General features: G+C 32.2%; 22 protein-coding genes. 17 read left to right on the top strand and 5 right to left on the bottom strand.

Annotation, left to right across the window (positions count from 1 at the left end; all coding sequences use genetic code 11):
• Window positions 1-8: 8 nt before the first annotated feature.
• Window positions 9-1085 (bottom strand): peptide chain release factor 1, encoded by a 1077-nt coding sequence (gene prfA, locus LUU93_RS11935; protein WP_232681339.1) that lies wholly within the window; start codon window positions 1083-1085, stop codon window positions 9-11.
• Between the two features lie 278 nt (window positions 1086-1363).
• On the opposite strand from prfA, the gene LUU93_RS11930 reads away from it, so the two are divergent.
• The 7 genes from LUU93_RS11930 to LUU93_RS11900 all read left to right on the top strand — a co-directional run bounded on the left by LUU93_RS11930 (window position 1364) and on the right by LUU93_RS11900 (window position 7229).
• Complete coding sequence (locus tag LUU93_RS11930; protein ID WP_232681338.1) at window positions 1364-1915, top strand: hypothetical protein; 552 nt, start codon at window positions 1364-1366, stop codon at window positions 1913-1915.
• Between the two features lie 175 nt (window positions 1916-2090).
• On the top strand, window positions 2091-2663 hold the full coding sequence (locus LUU93_RS11925) for a hypothetical protein (protein ID WP_232681337.1): 573 nt from the start codon (window positions 2091-2093) through the stop codon (window positions 2661-2663).
• An 83-nt stretch (window positions 2664-2746) separates the two neighbouring features.
• Entirely contained in the window at window positions 2747-3715 is a 969-nt protein-coding gene (locus LUU93_RS11920; protein ID WP_232681336.1) for a phospholipase D-like domain-containing protein, read from the top strand.
• Between the two features lie 132 nt (window positions 3716-3847).
• Window positions 3848-4933 carry a restriction endonuclease PLD domain-containing protein gene (locus LUU93_RS11915; protein ID WP_232681335.1) on the top strand — a complete coding sequence of 362 codons (1086 nt, stop codon included), beginning with the start codon at window positions 3848-3850 and terminating at the stop codon, window positions 4931-4933.
• Between the two features lie 250 nt (window positions 4934-5183).
• A complete protein-coding gene (locus LUU93_RS11910) occupies window positions 5184-6203 on the top strand; it encodes a DUF6414 family protein (protein ID WP_232681334.1) in 1020 nt (339 codons plus the stop codon).
• Between the two features lie 288 nt (window positions 6204-6491).
• A complete protein-coding gene (locus LUU93_RS11905; RefSeq protein ID WP_232681333.1) occupies window positions 6492-6866 on the top strand; it encodes a superinfection immunity protein in 375 nt (124 codons plus the stop codon).
• A gap of 162 nt (window positions 6867-7028) precedes the next feature.
• Window positions 7029-7229, top strand: a complete 201-nt coding sequence (locus LUU93_RS11900; RefSeq protein ID WP_232681332.1) for a YqaE/Pmp3 family membrane protein — start codon at window positions 7029-7031, stop codon at window positions 7227-7229.
• A 248-nt stretch (window positions 7230-7477) separates the two neighbouring features.
• Here the strand turns inward: LUU93_RS11900 and LUU93_RS11895 are convergent, their stop codons facing one another.
• Window positions 7478-7801 carry a hypothetical protein gene (locus LUU93_RS11895; RefSeq protein ID WP_232681331.1) on the bottom strand — a complete coding sequence of 108 codons (324 nt, stop codon included), beginning with the start codon at window positions 7799-7801 and terminating at the stop codon, window positions 7478-7480.
• Between the two features lie 246 nt (window positions 7802-8047).
• Here LUU93_RS11895 and LUU93_RS11890 point away from each other — a divergent pair, with 246 nt between their 5' ends.
• The 4 genes from LUU93_RS11890 (at window position 8048) to LUU93_RS11875 (ending at window position 10485) form a co-directional block, all read left to right on the top strand.
• On the top strand, window positions 8048-8425 hold the full coding sequence (locus LUU93_RS11890) for a hypothetical protein (RefSeq protein WP_232681330.1): 378 nt from the start codon (window positions 8048-8050) through the stop codon (window positions 8423-8425).
• An 88-nt stretch (window positions 8426-8513) separates the two neighbouring features.
• A complete protein-coding gene (locus LUU93_RS11885; protein ID WP_232681329.1) occupies window positions 8514-9014 on the top strand; it encodes a hypothetical protein in 501 nt (166 codons plus the stop codon).
• 111 nt (window positions 9015-9125) lie between these two features.
• A complete protein-coding gene (locus LUU93_RS11880; protein ID WP_232681328.1) occupies window positions 9126-9536 on the top strand; it encodes a DUF6157 family protein in 411 nt (136 codons plus the stop codon).
• 349 nt (window positions 9537-9885) lie between these two features.
• Window positions 9886-10485: an REP-associated tyrosine transposase gene (locus tag LUU93_RS11875; RefSeq protein ID WP_232681327.1), complete on the top strand. Its 600-nt coding sequence runs from the start codon at window positions 9886-9888 to the stop codon at window positions 10483-10485.
• A gap of 223 nt (window positions 10486-10708) precedes the next feature.
• Here the strand turns inward: LUU93_RS11875 and LUU93_RS11870 are convergent, their stop codons facing one another.
• Together LUU93_RS11870 and LUU93_RS11865 are read right to left on the bottom strand one after the other, a co-directional pair.
• Window positions 10709-11494 (bottom strand): DUF5995 family protein, encoded by a 786-nt coding sequence (locus tag LUU93_RS11870; protein WP_232681325.1) that lies wholly within the window; start codon window positions 11492-11494, stop codon window positions 10709-10711.
• A 204-nt stretch (window positions 11495-11698) separates the two neighbouring features.
• Window positions 11699-12076, bottom strand: a complete 378-nt coding sequence (locus LUU93_RS11865; protein ID WP_232681324.1) for a GreA/GreB family elongation factor — start codon at window positions 12074-12076, stop codon at window positions 11699-11701.
• A gap of 610 nt (window positions 12077-12686) precedes the next feature.
• Here LUU93_RS11865 and LUU93_RS11860 point away from each other — a divergent pair.
• From LUU93_RS11860 to LUU93_RS11840, 5 genes are all read left to right on the top strand, one after another.
• A complete protein-coding gene (locus tag LUU93_RS11860; RefSeq protein WP_232681323.1) occupies window positions 12687-13859 on the top strand; it encodes a M57 family metalloprotease in 1173 nt (390 codons plus the stop codon).
• 170 nt (window positions 13860-14029) lie between these two features.
• The gene (locus LUU93_RS11855) at window positions 14030-14392 is read left to right on the top strand and encodes a hypothetical protein (protein ID WP_232681322.1); all 363 of its coding nucleotides are present in this window, start codon (window positions 14030-14032) and stop codon (window positions 14390-14392) included.
• A 27-nt stretch (window positions 14393-14419) separates the two neighbouring features.
• A complete protein-coding gene (locus LUU93_RS11850; protein ID WP_232681321.1) occupies window positions 14420-14914 on the top strand; it encodes an SRPBCC family protein in 495 nt (164 codons plus the stop codon).
• Between the two features lie 330 nt (window positions 14915-15244).
• Window positions 15245-17563: a type IA DNA topoisomerase gene (locus LUU93_RS11845; RefSeq protein WP_232681320.1), complete on the top strand. Its 2319-nt coding sequence runs from the start codon at window positions 15245-15247 to the stop codon at window positions 17561-17563.
• A gap of 324 nt (window positions 17564-17887) precedes the next feature.
• On the top strand, window positions 17888-18364 hold the full coding sequence (locus LUU93_RS11840) for a DUF6265 family protein (RefSeq protein ID WP_232681319.1): 477 nt from the start codon (window positions 17888-17890) through the stop codon (window positions 18362-18364).
• A gap of 270 nt (window positions 18365-18634) precedes the next feature.
• Here LUU93_RS11840 and LUU93_RS11835 read toward each other — a convergent pair whose 3' ends face one another.
• Window positions 18635-19795: an MFS transporter gene (locus LUU93_RS11835; protein ID WP_232681318.1), complete on the bottom strand. Its 1161-nt coding sequence runs from the start codon at window positions 19793-19795 to the stop codon at window positions 18635-18637.
• Between the two features lie 238 nt (window positions 19796-20033).
• Here LUU93_RS11835 and LUU93_RS11830 point away from each other — a divergent pair, with 238 nt between their 5' ends.
• Window positions 20034-22355: a TonB-dependent receptor gene (locus LUU93_RS11830; protein ID WP_232681317.1), complete on the top strand. Its 2322-nt coding sequence runs from the start codon at window positions 20034-20036 to the stop codon at window positions 22353-22355.
• Window positions 22356-22373 lie beyond the last annotated feature (18 nt).

Below are 22373 nucleotides of genomic sequence, written 5' to 3'. Positions count from 1 at the left end.
AGTTTACGTTAGTAAACTTCTGACGCTTCCTTCAATTTCTCCATATTGTTTACCAATTGTAACTCGGCAACAATTTTTTGGATATCACCATTCATGATGTTTCCTAGATCGTAAAGTGTTAAACCAACTCTGTGATCGGTTACACGGCCTTGAGCGTAGTTATAGGTACGAATCTTAGCCGAACGGTCACCAGAACTTACCTGAGAGCTTCGTTTTGTAGCATCTTCTTCTTGTTTTTTGGCTAATTCCATTTCGTATAAACGAGAACGCAATACGATTAAGGCTTTATCTTTATTTTTATGCTGCGATTTCTGATCCTGACACTGCGCTACTAATCCGGTTGGAATGTGCGTTAAACGTACTGCCGATTTCGTAGTATTTACAGATTGTCCTCCAGGTCCAGACGAACAGAAGAAATCTACACGAACATCGTTCATATCGATTTGAACATCAAACTCTTCTGCTTCCGGTAAAACCATAACAGTTGCTGCCGATGTATGCACACGACCTTGTGTTTCTGTCTGCGGAACACGCTGTACACGGTGAACACCCGCTTCAAACTTCAAAGTTCCGTAAACATCCTCTCCCGAAACCTCAAAAATAACCTCTTTGAAACCTCCGGAAGTTCCTTCGTTCATATCCACAACAGATGTTCTCCATCCTTGTGCTTCACAGTATTTAGTATACATTCTGAATAAATCCCCTGCAAAAATACTAGCTTCGTCCCCACCCGTTCCGGCGCGAATCTCGACCATTACATTTTTAGCATCTTCAGGGTCTTTAGGAATCAACATAAATTTGATTTCCTCCTCTAGCTGCGGCAAGCGTTCTTTTGCTTCGTCAAGCTGCATTTTGGCCATTTCGGTCATATCAGCATCGCTTCCGTCAGCAATAATTTCGTTTGCTTCGTCAATATTTGCTAAAACAAGAATGTATTCTTCTCTCTTTTCAACCAGTGCTTTTATGCTTTTATATTCCTGGTTAAGCTGCACATAACGTTTTTGATCAGCAATAACATCCGGCTGAATAATCAAATCCGAAATCTCATCAAAACGCTGCTTTACATATTGAAGTCTATCTAACATTTTCTAATTCCTTTTATTGGACTGCAAAATTACAAAATTTTTGTGGAAAATTCTAGTGTTGATTTTTTGGGAATTTTGAGTAGGATTTTGATGTTTTTTGTTTTGAAAAAATCAGGTATTTTTACTTAGTGGTAAATTTAAATTTTATGCGATGTTTGTTTTGTTTAAAATATAAAGTGCCACATAATCTTGTTTTTATAACAGTTACGGTTTCCCGTAATTTAATTGACTTTAAAGGAATTAGTTTTGGCAATATTAAACAACAAATAAACATTCTTATGAAATTCAATAAAATATTAATTACGTTTCTATTACTCTTAATTACATCGAAAAACTATTCTCAAAAAGAAAAAACAAATTCAGAAACGAGGCAGTTTATTGATAATGCAGAAATAACTCAGATTAATAAAGATTGGAATATTAAAGCTGAATTTAAATCTGGAATTGGAGAAATATTATCTTTCTTTCCAGTTGAAGCAATTGATTTGAAATCAAAAAACAAGATAAAATCATTGCAAATGGATATGACAGTTGGAAATGGTTATTTCAAATCTTCATGGATTGATTTAGATGAAGTTAATGAATTTATATTATTTATTGAAGAATATGTCGTTCCAAATCTTAAAGATAAGACTGAAAAAAAACAATCCACCACATATATTTTTAATTCAAGAGAAATAACATTCAGTTTTTATATAGAAAAAAGCACTAGAAGAATATCTATTTATTTAAAAGATAATGGTAACACAGATAATGAACATTATTTCTGGACTGAGTCTCAGGTTAACAAAATACCAGAATTACTTACTATGCTGAAAGAAATTAAATAAATCGGAAACACAATTTTACTTTCATTTTCGCTACAGACATAAAATCAGGTGTTTTTACGCTACAATTTATTTAAATTAAAGTCGATGTTTGTTTTTACATTAAATCACTTTGTCTAAAAACTATTGTTATTTAATTCTTTATAAAATTTGAAATCAAAAGAACAAACAACACAAAATGAAACTTAAAAAACTTTTAAAAATATTTTCAATTGTATTCATTAGCATTTTGTTTGTTAAGTGTAAAAAATCAAATAGTTATTACTTACAAGAACATTCATTAGGGGATTTTGAAGAAGATGGTTATCCTGATGGAACTTATTGTGCAGAAATAGATTATTATTATTCCGAAACCGGGACTAACTCAACATATATTTTACTTGTTGAAATTGAAAATAATGAACTAATTGAAATTCATTGGCCGAATGGAGGTTGGCTTGACAATTCCCATTTCACTCCTCCAGATATTTCAAGCGGTGAAGCTTCGTTTACGAGTGACCGTGGTGTTGATTACACAGTAAAAATTATTGGAAATAATGGAGATTGTAATACCGCTACATATGTGGAAGATGAGGATGATCTGATTCAGCAAAAAGAAGACAACGAAGATGAAGAAGACAGAATAAGACAAAATGAAGAAGATGAATATCAAAAAAAGCAATTAGAAGAAAGGCAACAAAAAGAAGCTGAAGAAGAAGAAGAAGAAGAAGAAGAAGAAGGCAAGAGGAAGAAGAAAGCGAAGAATAATTAATATCAATCTTACTGGTGATAAACTTTACTTCTGCAAAGCATTTTTCATAAATATTCACAATACAAGAAATAGAAATATAAAATATGATAAATCCAGGAAATGGCAGCCAATGGGGAATAAAACCATCAGGAACTGATCTAACTTTAGAAATTCATTCAATTATTGACAATGCCAATGACTTTGTTATTGTATGTGGTTATAATTTCTCGCCCTATACGCATCCTTCTTCCATAATCCCAAGACTCGTTGCCAAAAGAAGTAATGGAGCTGCTGTACTTATTATTATGCCTCCTAACATGTGGGGATTTGGTAATCGTAATCATACACTTAATATTCAACACTTAGTTAATAATGGTATTGGAGTAATTCTGAATTCAAAAAACCATTCAAAATGGTTAGTTAGTGATTACGGATATTATTATGGATCATTAAATTATACTCCTGCAAGTATGCATACTAAAATTGAAGTTGTTTCAATTTGTGATGTCCTAAGGCAAGTATCACCTCCTTGGTGGATGACGCAAACAAAACTTGAACTTTTACAATTTGCTTATAACGAAGTATCAAATTTTAATAGACTTACAACTACTTTAAATCTAGGAATAATAAATTCGAACGCACTTAACACACTTGGAATTGTAATCGGTTTGATTTTAAGATTTAATCCTGAAATTGGAAAAATCAGAACAACTTTATTAAATTATGAAAATGCTCGTATAAATTTATCTATGATTGTAGACAAATATTTTTCCTATATTTCATTTGAAGAACTAGAACAAATATGGAAACATATTAATCGATCTATTTACATTCTTGACAAATTAGCAGCTAAGGGAAATGAAATATTATTAAAAAATGATCTAAAAATGCCAATAAAACGTGATACAATTCAATATAATAGATTACATGACCAATTTATTGAGCAAATCAACAAAATGATTCTAACTCTAAGTGAAGAAAAAAAGAAACAGCTACAAGAAGGTAATATCTTAAATAATATCAAAATTGAGGAGATTTTAAAAATCAATTTAGATAATAACAATGATTTTTAATATTTCTCTTTCTACGAAGTGCTTTCCTTATTATCAACCGTTTCTAGTCCTGCTCGTGCACGCAATCTAAGTAAAACCATAATAAATTACGAACGAGACATTCGCAACAACAACTAAGACAAAAAAATAAACATGAAAATTATAAGTAATTCAGATGCGAAAAGCAGTCACTTTTCTAGAATTAAAGAATTAGCGTTAGAATCTGATAAAATTATTATTATTAGTCCTTTTCTAATGGGAGATTTCAATACATTTTTCAATGATTTAAAATTAGATAATTTAAGTCATATTCATTTGATTACAACACTAAAACCTAAGTCTTTTGATCAGATTAACAAAACTAACTCATTGATGACTTTTGTTGATTTACCAATTTTTAATGATGACAAAGTTAGTTTTAGAATTTCAATCAATAATAAATTGCATGGAAAAATATATATCTTTAAAAAGTTTGACAAGCCATTCCGTGCGATAATTACTTCTGCTAATTTTACCGATAGTGGCTTATCATATAATCATGAATGGGGGATTGAAATTTCTGATTTTGAAGAAATAGTAAAATTAGAATCCTCAATAGGTAAATGTATAGAAATAGACAATATTACAAAAACTGATATTTATAAACTTGCCGAAGTTTCTAATTCCTTTTTAGAACAAAAACCAAATACTGAAATTAGGGAAATAGACTTAGATTTAAGTTCTTATCTAAATATAAATTCGACAAATCATTTTGATTATTCTGTAAATTATTGGTTAAAACCGATAGGAGTTACTGAACATCCTGTCGAACAAACTAGAAAATTTGACAATAGCGAATTTGACTTGCACTTTTCTAAACTTCGACCAACTGGAGTAAAAATTAATGATATACTTATCTGTTATGGAGTTGGGACAGGCAAAATATTATCAATTTACAAAGCACTAACATTGCCAATTAAAGTTTCAGATGAAGAAATCGAAAAAGACGATTGGATGCAAAGATGGCCTTGGTATATTAAAGGCGGAAACTTGACTGTAAATTATGGCGGAAACTGGTCAAATTATAATTTTAATATTGGATTAGTTGCAAATAACTATCTTAATCAAAATGCAAACAATTATATTTTAGCAAATGGTAGCAAGTCTTTAGGCGGGCTAAATTGGGGGAAAGATAAACTTAAATTATCTACTGGATTTGCTAAATTTATGATTGATTTAGTTTATGCAAAAAACAAATAAATCGCTAGTTACCCGCTCCCCGAAGTATTCCTTCTTAAATGTCGAGACTGCTGTGCGAAGTCTCCTGACTTCGTACCCGTTCCAACAAGCAATTATTACTTAACAAGTATTTTATTTTAATAAAATATTCAATTTATTTGAACGAGAAAATATAGAATGGAAATAGCATGCGGGTACGAAGTCAGGAGACTTCGCACAGCAAGGGCAAATAAAATAAGTCAGACGGTATTTACCAAAATATATAACAAATATGAAGACAATAAAAGACTTTATTTACTTTGATTATGACAAAGCAAAATCTTTGCAAAGTCAACTCAGCGGAGGATTGTTGCAAGAAATAACTAGAGCAATTGAAAACGAAAATGGTGGTGATGCTGAAATTGGTTTTGATATAAAAATTATTAGTGGAAAAACTGGAGTTAATGACAAAGAAAAAACTATAAAAACAGAAAAATTAGAAATCTTTCATGAACTACTAAATGATATTGAAACGAAATTATTTGAAAGTAATACTCTAAAAGAATTAAATAATGAATTTGATAGCACTTTTAATAATTTTCTTGAAAAAGTCCCTGAATTCACATATATCAAAGCAACCGGTTGGTGTACATTTGAAGATTACCAGAGATTTACTACCGTTCTTGAGAATTTTAATGAAATTCAAAGACTAATATTTGGCTCCGCACATGAATCAGACCCAGAAATAATTAATTTAAAAAAAGAGATAGATGCTAAAAAGAAGAGTCTGAAAAGAGCTCATAATCAAAAAGAAATAAATCAATTAAAAATCACTGAGAAAAAATTTGATGAAACTATTCAGCAATTGTCCGGAACAAATCTATTAGATGAGACATTTGTTGAGAGGATTAAAACGTTCTTATCTACCTTTAATCCAAATCGCCTAAATTTTAAACTTATTCCATTTGAAAATTTTCCAGATTTTCAAATAGTTTCTAATTTAAAAAATCAATTCTTAGTTAATGGGAACTTTGAAAATATTATATACACTTACGGAAGTAGACCAAATGTAAAACTTACAATTTTTGGGATAATTACCTCTTGTCCACAGCCCATTGACAAACGAACTAATCCAAATGATGAATTTAAATACTATGATGAAACAGAACTCTCAGTTGAAAAAGTTTATGAAAAAGCATTTCGAGGGGTTTTCTCAGCTATAGAAGGATTAGAAAAATTTTTCGAAGTATATCATCCAAAAGTTTCTGTCAGTCCAATAGGAATTTATAGAGAGATTATAATTGGCGAATAGCACTCTCTACGAAGTGACCCCGCTCCCCGAAGTATTCTTTCTTAAATGTCGAGACTGCTGTGCGAAGTCACTGCTGTGCGAAGTCTCCTGACTTTGTACGCATTCCAATAAGCAGTTATTACTTAACAAGTATTTTATTAAAATAAAATATTCAATTTATTTGAACGAGAAAATATAGAATGGAAATAGCATGCGGGTACGAAGTCGGGAGACTTCGTACAGCAAGCAAGGTTAAATTCACATAGACAATAACTAAAGACAAATATTAACTAATTAAACAAAACAATTATGGGAAGAATTGGAGCAACAGAATTACTTGTAATTGTAATTCCTTTTTTAGCACTTTACTTTTTACCATCATTTATTGCACTGAGTCGCAAGAAAACTAATCGCACTGCAATAATATTATTGAATTTCTTTTTGGGCTGGACATTCATTGGATGGATAGCTGCATTAGTTTGGGCTTGCACAACAAATAACAAACCTCAAACAATTGTTGTAAATAACAATCCCTATCCGAAAGAAGAAAGCACCTCCAATTTACAAAAGAATAATTTTGATGAAAAATTAAATAGTTTACAAAAACTAAAAGAGTTGTTAGATTCCGGTGTTTTATCTCAAGAAGAGTTTGAACAACAAAAATCAAAAATTTTGGCTTCATAATTCACTCGCTAACACGAGACGCTTGCGCTAGCTGAGGGAGTCTTTTTTTTTTACTAAGTTTGTTTTCGGTAACAAATAATACGTTACTCTTTATTTCCACAACATCGCATATATGTGAAACGTTTAAATGAAATTTAAATAAATTTACAAACCAAAAAAATTATGACGCTAATTGCAATTTTCTTTCCTTTTGCTTCATTCTTCTTGAGAGGAAGAATATTAACTTCAATTATTTGTCTAATCTTGCAAATAACTTTAATTGGCTGGATTCCTGCAGCAATTTGGGCTGTTATTTCTTTACAGAATTCAAGAGCTGATAAACGTAATAAGAAACTAATAAAAGCGATAAAAACCAAATCTTAAAAAAATAAAGAACGTCCCCGCTCCACGAAAAGTACTAATAAAACGCTACGCAAATGTCTCTGACTTTGCGTATTTTTTTTGCTTCTTATAAATTAATAAACGTCTCAAAAGTCTCCTGACTTTTTACAAATTCTTCTAAAACTATTTTATAAGAATAAAAATGTAAAATTAGAGATTTTGAAATGTTTCTATTTTTAAAATAAATTATAGAAAATGACGCAAAGTCAGAGACATATAAACAGCAACGCTTAACTCTCAAGATGAACTTTATGCAAATCATCCAATAACTCCATTTCTTCTTCCGGCAGAAGCTGTAATGCAATTTCAAGTAAAGTCAATACATTAATATCTGTTTCTTTATGAAAAACGGCTAAACTTCGGGCTTCTTTATTCATTAGAACAATACTAGCTTTAAGCAAATCTGAAACCATTAAATTTAATTCGTTATAAGAACATACTTTTAGCGGTATCGTAAATGAAGTGTCTTCTTTATGTTCCAGTTTTAGTTTGGTAAAATAATTTCTTTTATTTATTAATTCTAACAATTCTTCGGCTCTTTCTTTATTCTGCATTTCTATGATTTTTTTTTTAACGAAATTATAAATAACAGATTATTTTTAAGTGATTGTAAACAATCAGGTGTATACAACCGAAAATTTACAAACTATCAATCAGTATAAAACATATCCAAAAAAAAGTATATTTGTTATAATCAAATTACTGCCACATTATCTACTTAAATGAAAATACATTCAAAATTTCGAACATTATTTTTGATTCGAATAAATATTCTTTTTTTCATATTTGAATTCTTTTGTTTGTCCAATTTTTTTGGTGGTTTTCGTACTGAGAACTATAAAGTAATTTTAGCATCGGTTCTCTTTTTAGCATTGTGTATATTTTTTCACATTAATAAACTTAGTTCGGTTAATGAAATTACCGTTACAGAAAAAGGAATAAAAAGAACAACTTTAGTTTCGTCTAAAGTAGAATTAATCCCTTATTCTTCGATTTTAAGAGTTCAAACAGAACGTGTTCCAGGATCTTCTTCTAAGGCAGGACAAATAACTACGGGTTATTTTGAAAGCGTAATATATCTTGAAAATGGTGAAGAATTATTAATTAGCCCAGATCATTTTGAAAATTACCCTGAACTTATAGTAACTATTAGAGATAAAGTTGGAAACTTAGCTTAAACCCTTAAATTCCCTTCCCTCGCGCTATTAATGATATTATTTTCAACTTAGATTTATATATTTGGAAATAAAAAGAATTTTAACCTTAATGGAAAATAAATTTATTCGCAGTTACCCGCTAACCAAATGGAATATTGTTACTATTTGTTCTTATTTATTGCTTTCAATTTTCTTGTTGAGTTATGGTGCAATACACAATAATCATCTGGCAGATATTTTATTCCTTTATGGATTAGGAACACAATTTTTTCTTTACTTTTTTCAATATCGGGCACTTCGTAATTTCAATTATTTTTTAATCTGGATGATAATTGGACTAATTCATTTTTGTATTTTCCTTAAAATTAAAGATTTGCCAGAATTAGCTTTTGTAAATAGTAATGCATCTCTAGGTTTAAGAAATACATTACTTTCATTAACGCTTTTTCAATTTTTAAGATTTATAAGTTTACAGATTCAGGGAAAAGAATTAGTTGTACCTGAAAAAAATAGCCGATATGACAGTTTAGATGGGAGAAGGGTTACAATAGTTGATACAATCTGTTTTTTTATATTTTTATTTGTAACAGTTTTTTTGATAACAAGATAATGATATTCGCTAGCGATAGCATCTCGCGGGTTAAAACATGATGTAATGACGCATTAAATAAAAAATATCCCGTAAGAAAAATCTATATTTACAAAGCAAATTTATAGGAAGATGAAAATACATACCACCAACTATTTTGATACTTTTATAGAAACAGCAGAAGACAGCAAAGTTTCTCACGGAACAAAACCACCAAGCAAAGACAAAAAAACAGTTGCAGAAATGCAATATGAACTAATTAGCAAAAATCCGTATAAATATACCTCAGATGATGTTCTTTTTCAGGTATTTGCAGATCGGAATGATTTAACAAAAAGCGAATACGAAAAAGCCAGAGAAGATTTTTTTTCTAAGGGACAAGCTTGTTTTCGCGCCTCACCTCTCTCAAAAACATATGGTTTTGGAATTCATAATGACCATAATGGAAAAATAGCCCTTTTCGGAATGGAAACAGATGAATACCTAAAGTTTTTAAAAGATCCCAAAATCAAAAAAGTAAAAGCCATGAAATCTGCTCGATAATTTCTCCCCCGCTCTCCGAAGTATTCTTTCTTAAATACCGCGACTGCTGTGCGAAGTCTCCCGACTTCGTACCCACTCCAATAATCCACAAAAAAATAAAACTATTCCAAACGGAATATAGCATGCAGATACGAAGTCAGGAGACTTCGCACAGCGCCTTTAGGATTTTTATAAAACTTACAAATGAAGTTTGTATAAATCATTCAATACCCCTCACTCTACGAAGTGTTCTTTCTTAAATATCACGACTGCTGTGCGAAGTCTCCCGACTTCGTACCCATCCCAATATGCAATAAAGATTATCAAATATTTATTTGTAAGAAAAATAACTATATTTGAGCAAAAAAAAATGCACGACGGATACAAAATAAGAGATCAAAATTTACCTCATTTTATAACAGCAACAGTTGTTGACTGGATTGATATTTTTACAAGAAAAAACTACAGAGATATAGTTATAGAATGTTTAGATTTCTGCATTAAAAACAAATCTATGATTTTATATGGCTATGTAATTATGAGTAATCATATACATATGATTGTGCAGTCTGAAAAGGGAGAATTATCGGATTTATTGAGAGATTTTAAAAAATTTACCGCTGTAAAAATCATAGAAAAAATAAAATCTGATCCAGAGAGTCGAAGAGAATGGATATTAGAACGTTTTAAATTAGCAACTGAAAGTCATTCCAGAAACAAAAATTATCAGTTTTGGCAATATGGTAATCATCCCGAAGAAATTTATACTAACAAATTTATGTGGTCAAAGTTAGATTATATTCATTTAAATCCGGTTCGTGCTGGTATTGTCGAAAAAGCGTCACATTATATTTATTCTAGTGCCAATAATTATGTTTCTGACATTGGTCTATTAAAAATCGTAAAAGCCGACGTTCTCATTGTTGATACATTAAATTTGAAAAATTTTATACGATATAATGAGTATTGAATTTGAAAATTGTGATGGAATATAGAAACGGGTACGAAGTCGGGAGACTTCGTACAACAAAGGTGACTTCGCACAGCAAAGGACGCTCGCGCTAGCACGTAGAAATCATCAAAACAAAAGCTGCAAAAAATCATGCAGATTTTTTATATTTACAAACAAAACAATCTTTACGGACACAGATTACAAATCCGCACTATCGAATATCGGAATCACTTTTCCAAAATCACGCAACAGCACATTCAATCTTTTTTTGTTCCATTATCTGCATATCAATTATTTTTTGAGCGACAGTTCCTCTTTCGAATAAACGAATGAATTTGAAAACGGCACTAACAAAATACCCCGGATTTGAAACTAATCGGGCAATTTCTGTTATTCTTTCATCTCTTTGCTGAATACAGACTTCTCTTTCATTTTCAGGAACCGCCACAAATTCATTGGCAAATTTCCAGGCACCGTCTCTTGCGGTTTCCATACTAAAATCAATAAAGAAGTTGTCTATTTTACCTGTAAATTTTAGTATCCACGTAAGCGTTGGCCAAATTTTGATTAAGCATTTTTCAACATCTCCTACCAGATTGCTAAGAATGGTATTTATATGGTCAAAATCGGCTTTTAAATCGCTGATGTTTTCTACCGTACTGACCTGAGCTGAGGCTATTCCTAAATCAAGGTTCACATGTGCATTAATTCCGAGCAGTAAATGCTGAACAACTATTGGCCAAAACTTTTCGGCTTGTTGAAAGGCAAATCCCCAGCATTCTGATGGTTTCTCTTTGGCTTGATATTGATAATAGGCTTTTAAATACCGATTGGCAAAAATGACATCCAATTTCTCCATTCGTTCACCATTTTGAAAAGAACCATCGTGAATACCTTCTTTTATTTTTACAGTAACTTCACGATATAGGGCAGCAAATAAACCTATAGCACTTTGCTCTATTTTTGATCTTTCTATTATTTCATCCAAAAGCTGAATTACTTCGTCTATAGTATTTGCTTGTTTCATGTTGGTTATTGTTAAATTAAGAAGAACGAATATAATTATTTTAATCTTTTAATAAGCCTTTTTTTGAAGCAATTATCTTGTTATTTTTCCATTTTTAATACAAAAAACGGATCTGCATACAGATCGATGTCTTCATCAAAAAAATATCCCAAAAGAAAACTCTTTTGGGATGTTACTATACTTAAATCGAAAACAATAAAAATGTTAAGCCTCTACTTCTACTTTTAAAATCTCTAATTTTAAATTTCCTTTTTTAGCAGGCCATTCGATAAGATCCCCAACCTTGTAACCAACCATTGCAATACCTTCATCAGAAAGAACCGAAATTTTGTTTTTACTCACTTTTACTTTTTCCGGACCAACAAGAAGAATTGTTTTTTCTTCGTTTTTGATGTGATCTTTATAAGTTACTTTTCGGTTTACCGAAACAATATCTTCTGGCAGATTTTTTCTCAATACCTGAGACGCATGTTTTAATTCGCCTAATAACAGTTCTTCTTCTTGCGGCGTTACTTTTTTTCTTCTTACGTGATCTTTAATTAAATCGTATGTTCCTGTGGTTAAAATAATATTTTGTGACATAACTTTCTTGTTTGCTCACTTTTCATAGAATATGATATACAACTCTTCATTGAATATCTTGCAGTTCCATCTAATTCAATGATATCGCATCCTGAATGAAAATTGAGGTTAAATAAAACGAACTAATAAATAAAAAGGATCCCTGCCTAGAGTTGCGACAGGGCATAATGAATAAACTCTTTTGAGTTTTTTAAGAAAGTGTCATCATGCAAATATAATAATGTGTACATCAAGCACATCAAACAGCTGTTTACTAAATAAAAATTTGCAGTCATCATTATTATTACAATTCTAATCTTGCTGCAAGATACATTTATTTTCTTACAAAAAACAAGAAAACAAATAATACCATTCCGTATTAGTAAAAACGGCAATTTCATAAAAACAGCTTTACGGTTTCTCCGTAAGATTATTGATTTTAAAGAAGCTATTTTTGAAAATGAGGTTTTATTATAAGTTTTATGCTGTTAATTTATTATTTCACACAACCAAAGAAATAACATTTGTAAATCATTCATAATTAAATGGTTTTAACTAATAGATTTTATAATAAATACTTCAAAAAATTCCCTGATTTAACTAAACAAGTCAAAATTAAATTTGAAAAATTATGAAAAAAATGAAAAACCAGTATTACGGTAAATCGTTACTTTTTGCGTTTGCAATTTCAATCCTGTTCTTATTTCAAAATTGTTCTGAAGAAAATTCCAATCAAGGCAATATTGAAAACGAGTTAAAAGAAACACCTGTTGTAGCAAAACTTACTTCGTTAGGTTTTAAGAAAGAAAGAATCAAAGAATATGATGATTTTTATCTTGTAGAGGGCGATTTAATGTTTTCAAAAGACATTAAAACGTATTCAAAAAACAATACCACAAGCAGGCACGCAGCTACAAATAATTTAGTTTCAATATTAAAAATTACATTTATGTCTGTTTACGTCGACCCTTCTATTCCATCGAGCGGAGAAGACAATTGGAGAGATGCCTTAAGTTATGCGGTAAGTGATCTCAATAACATTAGCGGATCTACAGTTCATTTTAATATTATTACTAGTAGCAGTCCCACCGCAGATATAGTTATAAAAAGCGATGGGAATGTCCTACAGGATAATGTTATAGCTTCGGCAGGATTCCCTAACAATAATAATCCTTACAATCAAATTCTAATAAACTTAGATTTTTGGAGCAATACAAGCATTAGTGAAGGAAGTAAACGATATAATTTGGTACACGAGCTAGGTCACTGTATTGGTTTACGACATACAAACTGGGATGACCCTAACAGGTATGAAGGTCCGGGAAGTTATGGGGCAAATGTTATCCCAAATACCCCTGCTCAGGATCCAAATTCAGTAATGAATGGTGGTACTGCAAACTATTCCTGGAATGGATTTTCAGTTTATGATTTAGTAGCTATTAGATACCTATATCCAGCAGCTCCGGTAATCTTACCGCAAGTAACAGCTACGGGACCTGATTATTTACAGTCTGGACCAAATATATTTACATGGGCTTATACAGGAAATTTAGCAAATGCTGATTTAGACAGTATTATTTGGTGGTACTCAAAAGTAAATGGCGTTGGAGCTCCTTATGCTATTGGCTGGGGTGCAACAGGTTATTTTATGTCTGTTGCTGATACTTTTTATTCAGATACTGGAAACCAAACTTCTAATTTTAAAATATATATTACCATACGAGATACAAGTGGAAACCTTTATAGAAGTCCGGATTATAATATTATGAAAAAAGGAAAATTTAAATTAGAAGGTTCATTATAATACAAAAGCGCAAATGTCTACTGACTTTGCGCTTTTTTTATTTCTTTTAGATAATTGCACATAATTGGTTGTATCCCGCTGAATATTTATATGATTTTATTACCGTATATAACCTACGTTAAATATCATATATTTGTTATAATCTAATTATAAGCCTATAAACATCATACATGGAAGAAAAATTTTGCTGGCGCTGTGATATGAAAGTCAAAATGCTCGATGATAATGAATTCAAATTATGCAGAGAAGCATTGTTTCAAGGAAAAAAAGTCGTTGAAAAAGAATTAAAAAGTAGAAATATTAAAAATCATATTTGGCTGGACAAAATTGAAACGTTTGAAAAATATCGTTATATGCTTGAAATGTATCGAGTACTAACAGGAGAATACGAGCCAAATCCTTTGCCTATTTTACATCATCAAATAAGCCAATTTGGAAAAGATTGTCCAAATTGTGAAAAACCTTTCAGAACTCCAAGAGCAATTTATTGTCCAAGTTGTGGTTATGGCTCCAAAAACTTGACAAAAATCTAGGAATAACAGATTAATAAAAGTTTAACTATGGAAAACTTCGACTGGACATCTTTCACAAAAAAAATAGCCATTAAAGCTAAACTCAGCGACATATATAACGCCTGGACAATTGCAGATGAATTAGAAAAATGGTTTCTCGAAAAAGTATCTTTTTTTGATACAAACCAGAAACCAATTGACAAAGACCAAAACGTTGCAGAAGCTACAACTTACGATTGGCTTTGGTATTTGTATAAAGATTCCATGAAAGGAAAAATTATTTCTGCCAACGGAAAAGACGAATTACAATTTACTTTTGAAGGAACTTGTCTTGTCGATATAAAACTAAGCGAAACAAACGGTTATACTCTGGTTGAACTTCGTCAGCACAATATCCCTACAGATGATTATTCTAAACAATATATCAGACTCGGCTGTTCAAACGGCTGGGGTTTTTACTTAACCAATCTTAAATCAGTTTATGAAGGCGGTTTAGATTTACGAAATAAGGACATTAATTTAGAACCTATGATTAATAATTAGATATACTTTAGATTTTAGTAATTCGACAGCCAGATTTCTGGCTAAAAGTCCGAGAGATAAAAGCGATAAAATAATTAAAACCAGATTTACGTTTTTAGAATCAGGAATTTTTTGGTTGAAAGGAATTGTGATGTTTTTAAAATTGAGATACTCTTAAAGAAATCAACAAACTAACTGAGATTGCTTCGTTCCAATGACAGAACAAAAAACTTCGCGTCTCTGCAACTTTGCGAGAACCAATACAACAGCATAAAAACTTAGCGTCTTGGCGCCTTTGTGGCAAAACCAAAAAAAATCCTAACTTCGCTCTTTAAATAAGAAAAGGAGAAAATGAAGGTCTGTATTGCTGAGAAACCAAGTGTAGCACGCGAAATCGCATCCGTTTTGGGTGCCAATACCAAGCACGACGGATATTACGAAGGCAATGGTTATGCCGTAACCTACACTTTTGGGCATTTATGCACCTTGAAAGAACCCAACGATTACAAACCGCACTGGAAAAGCTGGGATTTAAACAACCTGCCAATGCTTCCAGAAAAATTCGAAACCAAAGTCGTTCAGAATTCTGGAATTCAAAAGCAGTTTAAAATCATAAAAAGTCTTTTTGACAAAGCCGAATTGGTCATAAACTGCGGGGATGCCGGGCAGGAAGGAGAATTAATCCAGCGCTGGGTAATGAACGAAGCGCATTATAAAGGAGAAATAAAACGTTTGTGGATTTCATCCCTAACCACCGAAGCCATAAAAGAAGGTTTTGACAACTTAAAACCATCCGAAAACTACGACAATTTATTCTACGCCGGATTTTCAAGAGCTATTGGCGACTGGCTTCTCGGCATGAATGCTACACGTTTGTATACCGTAAAACATGGCGGTTACAAACAAGTATTATCTATTGGACGCGTACAGACGCCAACTTTGGCAATGGTTGTAGACCGATTTAAAGAAATCGAAAATTTCAAACCTCAACCCTATTGGGAATTGCAGACTTTGTACAGAGAGACACTTTTTAGTTATGAAGAAGGCCGTTTCCTGAAAAAAGAAGACGGAGAAATTCTGGCCGAAAAAGTCAAAGAAAGTGATTTCGAAATCGTTTCTGTCGATAAAAAGAACGGAAACGAATACGCACCAAAACTATTTGACTTAACGGGTTTACAGGTTTATTGCAATCAAAAATTTGGGTTTTCGGCAGAAGAAACGCTTAAAATTGCACAGACTTTATACGAGCAAAAAGCCATTACATACCCGAGAGTTGATACAACTTTTCTGCCAGGTGATATTTACCCAAAAGTACCGGGAATTTTACAAAAACTGACGAATTATGGTTATTTAACAGAACCGCTTTTAGGAAAAAAAATAAAAAAATCGCCTAAGGTTTTCAACGATAAAAAAGTAACAGACCACCACGCGATTATTCCAACAGGAATAGAAATTAATCTGCCATACAATCAGCAGCAGGTTTATGATATAATCGTAAAACGTTTTATTGCTGTTTTTTACGACGATTGTCTCGTTGCTAACACGACAGTGATAGGAAAAGCAGCAGATGTAATGTTTAAAGCCACAGGAAAAGAAATCCTGAAAAAAGGTTTCCGCGTTGTTTTCGATACTTCGACTTCGCCCAATACAAACGCAAAAGAAAAAGAACCCGATTTACTGCCGAGTTTTATTGTGGGCGAAAAAGGCCCGCATGAACCGTCTTTCCTTCAAAAAGAAACCAAACCGCCCAATCATTTTACCGAAGCTACTTTACTGCGTGCGATGGAAACCGCAGGAAAACAAGTTGATGATGAAGATTTACGGGAATTAATGAAAGAAAACGGAATCGGGCGTCCGTCAACACGTGCGAATATTATTGAAACACTTTTTAAACGTCAGTATATTGTCCGCAACAAAAAACAGGTTTTACCAACAATAACCGGAATTCAGTTAATTGATACAATTCAGAATGAATTGATAAAATCGGCTGAACTTACGGGTTCTTGGGAAAAACAGCTAAAAGATATCGAAAAAGGAACTTTTACAGCTGCCGCTTTTATTAGAAATATGAAACGCATGGTCGAAGCTTTGGTTACCGAGGTTCGAAGCGAAACGAGACACGCCAATATTTCTCATGCAGCAACGATTCAGAAACCTGTTGTAAAACCTGAGAAAAAGAAAGCCGATGGAATTTTGGCAGAAACTTGTCCGAAATGCCAGAAAGGGAATCTTATAAAAGGAAAAACGGCTTTTGGGTGCAGCGAATATAAGTCGGGCTGTGATTTTGTGCTGCCTTATGTTTTTTCAGGTAAAAAAATTACCGAAAGCCAATATTTACGATTGGTTCAAAAAGGCTCAACCGTAAATATAAAAGGCTTTAAAACTGATGCTGGAACGGTTGAAGGTTTAATTCGTTTTGAGGAAAATTACAAACTCAAATTAGAACCAAAAAAAACCGAAACGAAGAAAACAACGCAAGAAACATCAGATTCTTTAATCTGTCCGAAATGCAAAAAAGGAACAATTCTAAAAGGGAAAACCGCTTACGGCTGCACTGAATATAAATCGGGCTGTGATTTTAAAGTCACTTTTGATGAAGTCCGTGCCAAATTAAAAGATCAAAAACCAACTAAGGAATTGGTGTATTCGATTTTAGAGGAAAATGTTTAGATTTTTTTAAGCCACAGATTAAAAGGATTAGAAAAGATTTTTTTGTTTTTTTGCCACGAATTACGCGAATTTTCACTAATTCTTTTTCACGCAGATTTAAAAAAATTTTAGCAGATGTGCGCAGATTTATTTAACTCAGAATCAAAATTAAATCTGCCTAAATCTGCAAAATCTGCGTGAAAAAAATCATTTTAATCCTTTTATCCCGATAGCTATCGGGAGTGGAAAAACATTTCCAGTTTTTCAAAAACTAATTCGTGAAAATTAGTGTAATTCGTGGCAACCAATTTTTTTCATACTTTAGTACAATCAAAACTCATAAATATGTTTCAGAAAATTACTCTTTTAACTCTTGTATTAGCTGTTGTTTCTTGTCAAAAAAAAGAATCTTCAGAAACTGATAAAATTAAAATTGCCGACTGGCTTATCGGAAACTGGGAAAACAAATCTCCAGACGGTGTTTTAACCGAAAACTGGGAAAAACTAAACGACAGTACTTTCAACGCTTATTCTTATTTTATAAAAGAAAAAGATACTTTACATTTTGAAACTATTGTTCTCGCTCAAAAAGGCGAAACCCTAACCTATTTCGCAACCGTAAAAGGTCAAAATGAAGAGAAAGCTATAGCTTTTCTATCAACTGCAGAATCAGACAAACAATTGGTTTTTGAAAACGCTAAACACGATTATCCTCAAAAAATCACATATACAAAAGGAGCAAATAATACTTTAACTGCTGAAATTTCCGGGAATTTAAATGGGAAACCGAGTTCGGAAAAGTTTGTTATGACGAAGAAATAATTTAATAAAACTTGTCGTTCCTACGGAACTTCCAGATTTATCACAAATTGGTTTCCACGGATTGAAATCCGTCACTACAATACGATTCATTCCTCCGGAATTTTTCACAATATTAGAAGAACCGGAGGTTCGATCAATTTTGTAGGACCTCCCGATAGCTATCGGGATTAATCTGGTTTGCGCAAAGATTATCCATAATGCATAAACACAAAAACCAGCAAAAAAACCTTAGCACCTCAGCATCTTAGAATCTCAGCAACTTAAACAAAATCACTCATTCTCCCCGATCTTATTCACCATAAAAATCATCAGTATACCTAAAAGCGCCATTATTAAAAACGCCCATTTCATACTTAAATATTCAGAGATAAAACCAACCATTGGGGGAACTAGCAAAAACCCAAGATAACCAATTGTAGATATAGAAGTTAATGCAGAGCCGCTGCTGAGTTTTGAAGATCTTCCGGCAATGCTAAATACCAGAGGAACCACACAGGAAACCCCAAACCCTATTAAAACATAACCAAAAATAGTTGGGTAAGCATACGGTAGAATAAAACAAAGTGCAAAACCAGAAGTGATTAAAATACCGCTGTAAAGCAAAATTCGTTTCGTACCAAATTTCATTACTCCATAATCGCCAAACAAACGTCCTAAAGTTACTGCTGTGGCAAAAAACACAAATGCTGCGCTGGTTAATTTTGGCGACGCTTTCAATATATTTTCAAAATAAATACCGCTCCAGTCATACATTGTATTTTCGCAAGCCATAGATACAAAACAAATCAGGGCAAACTTGACAAGATTTTTTTCCGGCATCGAAAAGAACTTCTTTTTGACCGGTACAGGTTCATTATGAATACTCAACGGATAAAAACAAGCCGTAAGAGACAACATAAAAACACTTACTCCTAATAAATGATGTGCCGGTGCAATATGCTGTGTTACCATTACATAACCTAAACCTGCCCCCGAAAAAACAGCAATACTCCAAACGGCATGAAAACGGGTTATAATCGATTTTGGATATAATTTCTGCACTTCCAGAGATTGTGCATTAATCGATAAATTGAAAATATTACGAGAAGCACCAAAAATTAAAAGTATAATAACCAGCTGCCACACAAAAGCCGCTAAACCCGGTAAAGAAAGAACAATATTAAACATAATCGCTCCTAACAGCATAATATAACGGCTGCTGTACTTATTCAACAACTTTCCTGTAAACGGCATTGTAAGCATTAAACCTATTGGAAATGCAAATAAAACAGCTCCAAACTCAGCTTCACTTAAATGTAATTGCGCTTGTATGTGCGGAATTCTCGATACCCACGAAGAATAGCCAAATCCTGAAAGAAAAAAAAACACAGTATTTGCTATACGGAATCCCCTAGGCGTATTTTGTATTTTTTTGAAGAAGGGTAAAATCATGAAGTCTGTTTTTCAGATTGCAAAAATAAAGCTTTTAAAGGGAATTACTGTCCTTTTTATATTTAATAAAACCTTATAATTTTTGACTTTTATCCCTTCATTTCTTCTTTATTCAATTATAACAAATCATTAGTAAATGAACTTAAATAATGTTTGTTAACGAATTTATAATTTTTACATTTGTATTGTTTTTATTTATTCTAAATAAAATTAATTATAAACCATTTAAAAAGAAAAAATGAATTACCTTAATTTGAAAACACCTCGTTTTCTATTTACAATTAGTTTTCTATTAACCTTCCTTATTACATTTGCTCAGCAAAACAACGGAAAAATTAAAGGAACCATCACAACATCAGACGGTGAGCAGGCAGCCGGAGTTAATATAGTTTTAAAAAATTCAAAATACTGGACAGTTACAAATGAAGACGGAAGTTTTGATTTTAACCGCATAAAAGCAAATACTTATATGCTGCAGGTTTCATTAGCAGGTTACGAAACACTTGAAAGTGAAGTAATTGTTGCAGAAAGTGAAACAACTACAATTAATTTAAAGTTAAAAGTTTCTAACAAAGAATTGAAAGAAGTTGTAATAAACGGCAAGAAAAATATTGTATCTAAAAAAACCGATTATGTGGCGAGAATGCCATTGAAAAATTTAGAAAATCCTCAGGTATATAATGTTATTCCCAAAGAACTTTTACAGGAACAAATTGCAGTAGATATAAGAAGTGCAGTTCTGAATGCTCCCGGAGTAACTACCAAAATTTATCCTTCGGGAGGGCTTGAGATTGCTTTTAGAGGGTTCAGCACCGGAGTTAATGCCAGGAATGGTATGGAAACCCTTTCTGGAAGAAGCTCAGTTTCTATTGATAATGCAGAACGAATTGAAGTATTAAAAGGGCCTTCGGGAACGTTATTTGGCTCTTCGGTTTCTTCTTTTGGAGGAGTCGTAAATCTGGTTACTAAAAAGCCTTTTGAAGCTAGTAAAACAGAAATTTCATATACCGGAGGCAGTTTTGGGTTACAGCGTATTGCAGTCGATTTTAATATGCCGCTGACTCAGGACAAGAAAGTATTGTTTAGGATGAATGCTTCTGCAAACACAGAAAACAGTTTCTTAGATTATGGTTTTAATAAAACGGTCTTGTTTGCACCAAGTATTATTTATAAAGTTACAGACAAATTAACGTTGAGTTTAGATACCGAAATTTATAATACAAATAATACCCGACCAACTTACGGACGTTCTTATGCAGCCGGACTTACAAACCCGACAGATCTAAAATTGGATTACAGAACCAGCCTGTTTGCTGATGATGCCGATGCTAAAACTTCTTCTCCAAAAATATTTGCTCAGGCAGAATATAAGTTATCTGATAAATGGAAATCGACAACGCTTTTTTCATGGGTAGATGAAAGAGTTAATTACAGTTATCAATATTATACAGTATGGAATTCTCCAACAGAAGTACAGCGAATAGTATCGCGTTTTGGCCCAATCCACAACAACTTTACCAATTTTCAGGAAAATATTAATGGTGAATTTTCTACAGGAAGCATTAAACATAAATTATTAACCGGTATTAATTACAGATTTACAAAAGGAACTTTCAAATATGCTACAACAGGAGTCCTGGATATAATAGATATCACAAAGGATTTTGAACCTATTAGAAAAAATCAGGTCGATGCTGCATTAAAAGATTTAGAATTTGGTGTTCCGGATGAACAGACTTTTAGTGTATATGCCTCAGATGTAGTTAGTTTTACAGATCGTTTATCTATAATGCTGAGTCTTCGTTTTGATAATTTTGTTCAGAAAAAATTAGAAGATACTGAGGGTTACAATCAAACCGCTTTGTCTCCAAAATTAGGTTTAGTCTATGAAATTGTGAAAGATCAGGTTTCTTTATTTGGGAACTACATGAATGGTTTTCAAAATTCCGGGCCAGTAAACCAGCCTGACGGAACATTATTAATCTTAAAACCAATTTATGCTAATCAATACGAAGGTGGTGTAAAAATAGAAGCATTTGATAAAAAAATAAGCACAACACTTAGTTATTACAACATTACTATTGATAATGCCACAAGAACAACTCCTGACGGATTTAATGTTCAGGACGGAAAACAAGTAAGCAAAGGAATTGATTTTGAATTTATTGCTAATCCTATTGCGGGTTTAAATATTATAGCAGGTTATGCATATAATGACAATCGTATCGTTAAATCATCAAATACTGCTATCGAAGGCAACAAGGCAAGCGGTGCTCCGGAAAATGTTGTGAATTTTTGGCTGTCATATAAATTTCAAAACAAACTGAAAGACTTAGGGTTTGGTATTGGAGGTAATTATGTAGACAAACAATATAAATTTGAAAATGAAAGTTTTTATGCTCCATCATACTCTACTTATAACGCAACAGTATTTTATGACAGGCCAAAATGGAGAGCTGGTGTAAAGTATAATAATTTTACCGATACAAAATACTGGGATTCTTATGGAATGGCACAAAATCCAGCCAATGTATTAGTCAATTTAACGCTTAAACTTTAGGCTTCATTTTAAGTAGAA

The organism is Flavobacterium soyae (assembly GCF_021245985.1).
Lineage (GTDB): Bacteria > Bacteroidota > Bacteroidia > Flavobacteriales > Flavobacteriaceae > Flavobacterium > Flavobacterium soyae.
This window is presented reverse-complemented; position numbering and strand designations above follow the sequence as displayed.